The organism is Mesobacillus sp., assembly GCF_047739415.1.
Lineage (GTDB): Bacteria > Bacillota > Bacilli > Bacillales > Cytobacillaceae > Mesobacillus.
This window is the reverse complement of the sequence record NZ_JBIQOE010000015.1, coordinates 1-8,903: the sequence shown is the minus strand read 5'-3', so window position 1 is coordinate 8,903 and position 8,903 is coordinate 1. Positions and strand designations below refer to the sequence as shown.

Sequence of the window (8,903 nt, the reverse complement as noted above, 5' to 3'; positions counted from 1 at the left end):
CAGGACTTCCCTAAACTGAATATCTTCGAATGAATAATATTCTCTAATGTGTCCAGGCAATTCTTCGCTTGTTACGTAGGCAAATTCGTGGATGATATCCCTGTCAATTAAATGAGAAAGCCATGTATCGACATCAATTTTATGGATCATCAGTATGTGCTGTTCTGGTTGATGGGAACAACGGATCATCCATTTCGACTCCACATAGGATTTAATGAAAGTCTCCATTTCAATACTAATAGGAGCCTCCCCATTAGCTTCTCTATCATAATCCCATAGCTGTTTGAGAATAAGTTGATGTATAGTTGCTTGCATGACACCATCCCAAACTTCCGGACTTTGATTTCCCAATGACGATTCGGCTATCCCCTTTCCCACTTCAGAATAATTGCTGAATGTCACTAATAATGCTAATTCCTCAGTGGTGCATGTAAGAATAGGCTTCATTTTACCACTTCCTTTTCCAAAAGTACTCGCTTCCTTTTAAAAGAAATATCCATTTTCCGATCTGCTATATCTTATAAAATATTAAAATCTTAATCTTATTAGAAAATTTTACGTGCGATTCCCATTACTACCTCATAAAATATAATGCTACCAATAAACATGGCCAAAACAAATCCTAACATATACAATTTTCTCTTCCACCAGGGATGTTTTAACAACTTCTTGTACATATAAGGACCGACTCCAATTAAGAAGCCCATAATGGAATTAACTGTTTTCTGGTAAGCTGTTGCTGCATTTTCATAAGTACCCCACTCATAATATTCCATCATTACATTGCCAAGTACTAAAATTAATAGACTATACGATATCTGAACAACAAACCACATTACAATAGCAGTGTCCAGATAATAAAAAAATTCATCCATTCTCATTTCCACCTTATATTTTTACATTTTATTTAAACCAACTCTTAACTGACTTATAGAGATTTACCGCACCATTAGCACCTTTTTCTCCCAAGTCCTTGATTTCGTCTCCAAACATTGTGCTCGCAACTCCACCAACAAATCCACCGACTGCTCCACCTACTACAACACCAATAGGGCCACCTAAACTCCCAATCATTGCCCCTGCTTTTGCACCAACTGCAATTGCACCAAAATCACCTATCACAGAAGCCCCAGCCCTTCCAATTCTCTCCACTCTGGTTTTTCCTGCATTTTCAGGATTAACATATTCACCTACACCGGCGGCCACACTAATTAGGGAGCCTACTAGCGGAATTCTTTTACCCACCTTAGTAAAACCTTTCGCTTCTGCAACTGTTCGGGCAACCTCTTTTGCTCCAAGCGTAATTCGTTTTTCAAAAGCTTTCGTTAAGGTTGACGCTTTCATCACAGTAGCGTTTTTCGGAAAACCAGCCGCATGTTTAAGAAGGGAGGCCGGACTGGTATATGAGGTAACAAACTTATGCAGATGCTTAGCAATAAGGCTCGATGGAGTTGACTTAGAAAAATCGTATATAAACTTAGCCGTCTTGCTGCTATAACGCCCTTTACTGGTCCAGGATGCATCAGCCGAAACTGAAAACTTATATCCACCTTTTAATCGTTGCCATAATGATGGCCTGCCTTCAAGATAATCAATATCCAACCTGCGGGAAATTGCCAGAGCGGTTCCAACGCCAGCTGTCTGGCTTCCTATAAGAGCTACATCAAATAAGCTCATCTTTTGATTGATTGCATCAAAATATTTTAGTATGTCATAAATTGATGAGGATTTTTTGTCTAAAGCTTCACCTTTAGACTTAGACCTTTGAGGCATCAATGGTCTGTTACATTGCTCAACTCCGAACGCTCTATTCCAGGAGACAATGAGAGAGACAGCCTTCTTATTCACCGAATTTTCAGCGGTTGTATATCCATCAACAGATCTATTTAAGAACCCGTGCAAATCATTAAGACGTTGTTCTAACCTTGAGATTGAACTGCTTGCTTTTGCAAGGTTGGAACCGATTGAATGGCGCCCAGAGATTCTGCCATCTAAACTCCCTTTCACTTGATACACGCCATTTTGTATGACGCCAACTTTAGCAGCTAGCCGCTTTGTTTCAGGATTTAAGCTTTGAACAAAGCCACCTTTAAATTTAATTGACTGCATTGTCCAAACGTCCTCCTAATTAAGTATAATTAGAAAATTAAGGTAATTATTATTATTAATATCCTATATTCGTATTGACCTCGTCAAATGATACCCTTCCATATTTCGTTCTTTTTATCATAACTTTGCATAGATAACATCAACAGAGCATGAATACCTGTTTCACTATGAATGAATCATTTTATCATTTAAACTAGTTTCTGTTCTGCATTTCTAGATATTTCCAATGTAAAAGCATCCATAAAGGCCATCCTGCAGTCATCCAAAATAGAAAATCCTTTGTTAGCCGGTCAAATGCCAACTGAATTTTCATTGTTGATTCCTCTTCGATTAAAAGCAAACATCCACAGACTGTTCTGTGGATGTTACTCTAAATCATCTTCTTAATAGCGTTGAAAATTGTGTGATACATTAATCTATTTCTGTCTCCATACAAACAAGAGCCCAGCAGCTACTAAAACGCTACTGAGCTTCTCTGCTAAATTCAACTTCTTATAAAATCATCCTTAAGCATTTGCTTTACACCATATCATTAGCCAGCCGGAGTAGTCGCCTGCTGGATTTCCTCATCAAGCTCAGCTTCATATCTAGCCTTTTCAACTTCTGACCAGTTAAAGCATTCTGCCATATACCGGCTGACAGCTTTCCTTGTCTGATGGACGGAGGCGATATCAAACAGCAAATCCCCTGTTCGTCTGAAATAGAAATCAACAAGCGTGGCGATGAGTTCGTGTTCGATACCGTAAACCAACTTCGCAAAGGTGACGAGTGGCAGATTAAATTTCTCAGCTTCGGCTTTTCTCTCCCTGACTAAACCAAAGACGGTTGGAGCGTTCGAACCATAAAATGCTGCAATGTGCTTCGCCTCCTCTTTGGAAAGACCGGCTTTTACACCCTGCTGAGCTGCTGCTTCGACAAACTGCGGGAACTTTTCTGACCCGCCAAAGTCGCCACCGGAAATCGGCAAATGCATCGTATGGCTAGGCTTGAGTTTTCGGCCTTCCTCCGCCTCAAATTTCCCGCCTACAAGGTCGACAATCGTTTCCGCCATTTTGCGGTAACCTGTCAGTTTACCGCCGGCAATCGTAATCAAGCCTGAGTCAGATTCCCAGATTTCATCTTTCCGGGAAATCTCTGATGGTCCCTTGCCTTCTTCATGGATCAGCGGACGGATTCCAGCCCAGCTTGACTCGACATCCTCAGGCTTCGCTTTCACCTCTGGGAACATGTAATTGATGGCATTGATCAAATAATCCATGTCAGCTTTTGTCATCTTAGGATTCGCTTTATCCTCATCATAAAATGTATCTGTCGTGCCTACATACGCTTTGCCGTTTCGCGGAATCGCGAACACCATTCTTTTATCAGGTGTATCGAAATAGACTGCCTGCTTGAGCGGGAAACGTGACTGGTCGATTACAATGTGGACTCCTTTTGATAAAATCAAGCTCTTGCCTTTTTTGGAACCGTCTTTTTCACGGATGTTATCAACCCACGGACCAGTCGCATTGATGATTTTCTTCGCATAGACTTCGTATTTTTTGCCTGAAAGCTGATCTTCAACTATGACGCCAACAATCCTGCCGTTTTCATAAAGAAGCTCTTCAACCTTGGAGTAGTTCAATGCGGTTGTGCCTTTTTCCACTGCCGCCTTCATGACCTCGATCGTCAGTCTCGCGTCATCAGTGCGGTACTCGACGTAATAGCCGCCGCCCTTTAAGCCATCTTTTTTAACGAGTGGCTCCCTTCGCAATGTTTCATCTTTGGAAAACATCGTTCTTCGTTCGCTCTTTTTTACACCTGCCAAGAAGTCATACACGCGCAGTCCAATTGAAGTAGTAAAGCTGCCGAAGGTACCGCCCTTGTGGAAAGGCAGCAGCATCCATTCCGGAGTCGTTACATGCGGTCCATTTTCATAAACAATCGCCCTTTCCTTCCCGACCTCAGCTACTACCTTCACATCCAGCTGCTTCAAATAACGAAGGCCGCCGTGAACGAGCTTTGTAGAACGGCTGGACGTGCCCGCCGCAAAGTCCTGCATTTCAAGTACAGCAGATCTCAACCCTCTCGTCTCAGCATCAAGAGCGATTCCGGCGCCTGTGATGCCGCCGCCGATTACTAGTAAATCAAATTTATTATTTTTTAAATTGGAGATAATCTCATTGCGTTTTCTATTCGTGAACATGGTGTTTTCCTCCCTGAAACAGGAAAAGAGACCACGAACAACATTACCTAATGGACGGTAATGCTTCGCGGTCTCTCCAGATCTCCTGCCGATTTATTAACTTGTAATTATTGTATCAAATTCCACGGTAAAATGGAAATGTCTGAATTTCGAACGTTGATTTTATTTAAAGGCTGTTTTCGTAAAGATTGTTGTTAAAATCCTAAAGCCGATTTTAACGTACTATATACCCATTTTGCAGGTCGGTATTAAGTTTGCATGCTCTTTTCTCATAAGAAGCGTCAACTTTACGAAGTAATATAGGTAATTCAATCCATCTTGTATTCAATAGCAACATAGTTTGAGAAAAGAGCCTATTTAAAAGCCATTGCAGCGTTAACAGCTTTTTTCCAGCCATCGTAAAGCTGGTCCCGGTCTTCATCTGACATCTTCGGTTCAAATGAAGAGTCGATTGCCCACTGTGCCGCGATTTCCTCCTGGCTTTCCCAATAGCCAACCGCAAGGCCTGCAAGATAGGCTGCACCCAAAGCTGTTGTTTCATTTACTACTGGTCTTTCAACAGGGACATCCAATATATCACTCTGAAAGTTCATCAGGAAGTTGTTCATGACTGCACCGCCGTCTACGCGAAGTGTCTTCAGCTCAATTCCTGAATCAGCTTCCATTGCTGACAGAACATCCTTCGTCTGGTAAGCAAGTGACTCAAGTGTTGCACGAACAAAATGCTCCTTGCTTGTTCCGCGAGTCAGGCCGAAAACCGCGCCTCTGACGTCGCTGTCCCAATAAGGTGTTCCCAGGCCGACGAACGCAGGAACAACATAGACACCATCCGTTGATTCAACCTTTGTTGCATAATCTTCACTGTCCTTCGCGTTCTTCAGCATTCTCAAGCCGTCGCGCAGCCATTGGATGGCCGATCCGGCAACGAAAATGCTTCCTTCAAGGGCATACTCAACCTTGCCATCCAGTCCCCATGCAAGTGTAGTCAATAGTCCATGCTCTGACTTGACCGCTTTTTCCCCGGTATTCATCAGCATGAAGCAGCCTGTGCCATACGTGTTTTTCGCCATGCCTTCCTCAAAGCATGCCTGTCCGAACAATGCGGCCTGCTGGTCACCCGCTGCACCGGCAATCGGAATCTCATGGCCGAAGAAATGGTGAGTAACAGTATTTGCGTAAACCTCTGAAGATGGCTTAACCTCTGGAAGCATGGAAGCCGGTACTCCAAGAATTTCAAGGAGCTCCTCATCCCACTTCAGGTCATATATATTGAACATAAGCGTACGCGAAGCATTGCTATAGTCTGTTACATGGGCAGTTCCGCCAGAAAGCTTCCAGATGAGCCAAGTGTCAATTGTTCCGAATAACAGCTTGCCTTCCTCCGCTTTTTGTCTTGCGCCCTCTACATTGTCAAGGATCCATTTGACTTTTGTTCCTGAAAAATAAGCATCGATAAGCAATCCAGTTTTATCACGGAAAAGGTCATTGTAGCCTTTTTCCTTCAGTTCATCACAAATTCCGCTTGTCTGTCGTGATTGCCAGACAATTGCGTTATAAACTGGTAGCCCCGTTTCCTTATCCCATACAACTGTAGTCTCACGCTGGTTCGTAATCCCTATTCCCGCTATTTGCTCTGGCTTAACATTGGATTCTGATAAAACTCCAGCGATGACAGCCAGAACAGAGCCCCAAATTTCATTTGCATTGTGCTCAACCCAGCCTGGCATCGGAAAATGCTGCGTGAATTCCTTTTGCGAAACATGTGCGACCTTCCCTGCTTTGTCAAAAAGAATCGCCCTTGAACTTGTCGTTCCCTGGTCTAAAGATAGAATGTACTTTTCCATAAAATAATTCCTCCCCTTGTCAACTTAACCGCTTTCAATTTATCGTTATCTTAATGCGCCAACTTTAGATGTATCCAACTGTCCTGCCTGTTTTTTACCTACTGTATAAGCTAATGCCAGGACTACTGCTACTATACCAACTACCAGCCAAAAAGTCGCTGTGATTGCTCCCGTGAAAAGCGCTTTGTAGGCGACCGCCCCAAGCGAACCTCCTAATAATGGTCCAACAACCGGAATCCATGAATAGCCCCAGTTCGACCCGCCTTTGCCTGGAATTGGCAGCAGGAAGTGGGCAATACGCGGCCCAAGGTCACGTGCAGGATTGATCGCATATCCTGTCGTACCGCCTAGCGACATACCAATTACCACAATCAACAAGCCAACAGCAATAGGGTTTAACCCCTCAGTAAATTTATTTGCGCCAATAAATAATAGTCCTAAAACAAGAATAAAAGTGCCGAAAACCTCACTGAATAAATTCGAAAAAGTGTTTGGAATTGCCGGTCCTGTAGAGAAAACTCCTAATTTTGCACCAGGATCATCTGTCGCCTTCCAGTGCGGAAGATAATGCAAGAATACTAATGTAGCCCCTATCATTGCTCCAATCATCTGCGCCAACATATAGCCTGGTACATCTGCCCATGGGAATGACCCATCTATCGCAAGTGCCAGCGTTACCGCAGGGTTAAGATGCGCCCCGCTTATCGAACCTACTGCAAATACCCCCATAGTTACTGCAAGTCCCCATGCAATCGTGATGACAATCCAGCCGGCGTCCTTCGCGTAAGAGTTCTTAAGCGACGATCCAGCCCCAATCCCGGCACCGAAGACTATCAAAATCATCGTGCCAATTAATTCTCCCATAAATGCTGACATAAACAATTCCCCTTTCGAGTGCATCATAAAGATGTATATACAACTAAGAAAGTAACAAAAAAAGAGATCCACAACAGTATGCCAGAATAAAGCCAGGCATTTCTGTGTGAATCTCCCATTCTCCGTCACAATCTTAACTTGTATTTTGAAGTATACTGATAGTTGAAAACGCTGTCAACTGGTTTAATAGATTCTTTCTTTTTCCCTACTTTGGTACTAGTTGGAAAAATGCATCCAAATCGCTGTTTTAGATGTAGTGACTGCTTTAGCACCGGCAGCCAGCGCATTTTCCACATCTTCAATACTCCTGATAAAACCACCCGCAAACAGCGGAATCCCAAGCCTATCCTTCACTTCAGTTATCAGCTGGGGAACGACGCCAGGCAGAACTTCAATATAATCTGGCTGGGTTTTTCCAAGGAGTTTATAGCTTTTTTCAAGCGCATGGGAATCTAGCAAAAATACCCTTTGAACCGCTATGACACCCTTCTGCTTTGCTTTTAAAATCACGCTCGACTTAGTCGAGATCAAGCCATACGGTTTATATTCCTGGCAGATGAACTCTGTTGAATAATCATCGCTTTTGATTCCATGGATCATATCCATATGGTAAAGCATTTTCTTCCCATGAGCCTCCGCCATCGCACTCACATGCTTCAGTTGTGCGATATGCATTTCAAGGAAAACCCCAATCTCATAAGGACTTTTCAAAAAGCGCTCAAAATCCTTCATATTTGAAGACGCCGGGAGAATCTTTTGGTTCATATTTTTCCACCCTTTTAGATTGTTTGTTATCCATGATAGAGTGGTTCAACGGAAATATCAATGAGGGGAATTCTACATCTATGGCGAGATTATGATAAGTTCAGATTTAATTAAACGTTTGATTAACTATTTTTCGACAAGAATTGATCATCCATTAGCTCGACTTCCTGGTTTTTCTCTCTTTTCATTTATATTTTTAGGATGATTTTGTTCCACCTCCATGTCCTTTGTTGTAACGACTCCAAAATTAAAAAAGACATCCGTTCCATAGGAATGGATGCCTCTATAATACTATTTACGAATTCTATATCTGTTAATACCTTCACCTTCACGTATACTGAGGCCTTTTTTAGGCTCGATGTAAAAGGTCATCATGCCCTGAGAGTTTTTCATCATCTCATCGCGCAGTTCTTTCGCAGCATGTTTTCTTTGGTTGAACTTAGATTCCTTCATGTTAATCACAAAAGTATGATTGAAGCTTAAATACACTTCAGTCTTACGAATTCCGAGAGCCTTTGTTTTCTTGACATGTGCAAGGGAAAACCAAACGCAAAAGTCATCATTGTATGATTTGGTTGGAAATAACCAGATTCCCAGATTGCAGTTTATTTTGATTGGGCACATGTAAATATCGCCGAGTATTTTCCTGGAGCTTTTCCGGCCAGCATTAAAATCAGACCCAAGGGTCAGCATAGTACTGTTAATGACCTCAATCGGCTTCATATCGACAAGGAAGGTTTCTTCCCCTTCAATTATTCTCGTGCACAGTTTTCCATTTTCGTTGTATTCCCCTGTCAGCAACACCGTTTCCTGATTAATTTTGTAATCACGTAATAGATTCACTATTGGATCCTCCTATGTATTGCTTTATCTGACAAAAAAGGTATACTAACATAGTTGGCATACCCAACACACTTTGTCCTCGGGATTTGTCCGCCATGACTATATTTCCGGGGACTTTTCAATTTTTTCGCATTTTAACCTCCTGTCTGTTAACAGGGCTGCTTGGTGTAATTGAGCGCGGTGTTGGATCAGAACCCCTATAGGTATTATTATATTGATAGTGACATTTAAATGTAAATCTATATTTTTTTGTTGCTCAATTCATAGTTCTTATGGAATAT

The 8,903-nt window shown here is 42.3% G+C and carries 7 protein-coding genes and 1 pseudogene; all 8 read right to left on the bottom strand.

The features are described 5' to 3' along the window. A pseudogene (locus ACH0QE_RS01175) lies at positions 1 to 447 on the bottom strand (hypothetical protein); the annotation flags it as partial. Positions 448 to 545: 98 nt separating this feature from the next. Further along, positions 546 to 875, bottom strand: coding sequence for a hypothetical protein (locus ACH0QE_RS01170; protein ID WP_415798917.1), 330 nt, complete (start codon positions 873 to 875; stop codon positions 546 to 548). A gap of 28 nt (positions 876 to 903) precedes the next feature. Then, entirely contained in the window at positions 904 to 2,109 is a 1,206-nt protein-coding gene (locus ACH0QE_RS01165; RefSeq protein WP_415798916.1) for a hypothetical protein, read from the bottom strand. 532 nt (positions 2,110 to 2,641) lie between these two features. Further along, positions 2,642 to 4,294, bottom strand: coding sequence for a glycerol-3-phosphate dehydrogenase/oxidase (locus ACH0QE_RS01160; RefSeq protein ID WP_415798915.1), 1,653 nt, complete (start codon positions 4,292 to 4,294; stop codon positions 2,642 to 2,644). A 353-nt stretch (positions 4,295 to 4,647) separates the two neighbouring features. Beyond that, positions 4,648 to 6,138 carry a glycerol kinase GlpK gene (gene glpK, locus ACH0QE_RS01155; RefSeq protein ID WP_415798914.1) on the bottom strand — a complete coding sequence of 497 codons (1,491 nt, stop codon included), beginning with the start codon at positions 6,136 to 6,138 and terminating at the stop codon, positions 4,648 to 4,650. A 45-nt stretch (positions 6,139 to 6,183) separates the two neighbouring features. Next, positions 6,184 to 7,014 (bottom strand): MIP/aquaporin family protein, encoded by an 831-nt coding sequence (locus tag ACH0QE_RS01150; protein WP_415798913.1) that lies wholly within the window; start codon positions 7,012 to 7,014, stop codon positions 6,184 to 6,186. A gap of 216 nt (positions 7,015 to 7,230) precedes the next feature. Continuing rightward, complete coding sequence (locus ACH0QE_RS01145) at positions 7,231 to 7,779, bottom strand: glycerol-3-phosphate responsive antiterminator (protein WP_415798912.1); 549 nt, start codon at positions 7,777 to 7,779, stop codon at positions 7,231 to 7,233. A gap of 291 nt (positions 7,780 to 8,070) precedes the next feature. Further along, positions 8,071 to 8,622: a competence protein ComK gene (locus ACH0QE_RS01140; protein ID WP_415798911.1), complete on the bottom strand. Its 552-nt coding sequence runs from the start codon at positions 8,620 to 8,622 to the stop codon at positions 8,071 to 8,073. Between the last annotated feature and the right edge of the window lie 281 nt (positions 8,623 to 8,903).

Bases quoted from the DNA above. Each gene is read 5' to 3' on its own strand.
- ACH0QE_RS01170 (WP_415798917.1), bottom strand. From the start codon at position 875: ATGGATGAATTTTTTTATTATCTGGACACTGCTATTGTAATGTGGTTT.
- ACH0QE_RS01165 (WP_415798916.1), bottom strand. From the start codon at position 2,109: ATGCAGTCAATTAAATTTAAAGGTGGCTTTGTTCAAAGCTTAAATCCT.
- ACH0QE_RS01160 (WP_415798915.1), bottom strand. From the start codon at position 4,294: ATGTTCACGAATAGAAAACGCAATGAGATTATCTCCAATTTAAAAAAT.
- glpK (WP_415798914.1), bottom strand. From the start codon at position 6,138: ATGGAAAAGTACATTCTATCTTTAGACCAGGGAACGACAAGTTCAAGG.
- ACH0QE_RS01150 (WP_415798913.1), bottom strand. From the start codon at position 7,014: ATGTCAGCATTTATGGGAGAATTAATTGGCACGATGATTTTGATAGTC.
- ACH0QE_RS01145 (WP_415798912.1), bottom strand. From the start codon at position 7,779: ATGAACCAAAAGATTCTCCCGGCGTCTTCAAATATGAAGGATTTTGAG.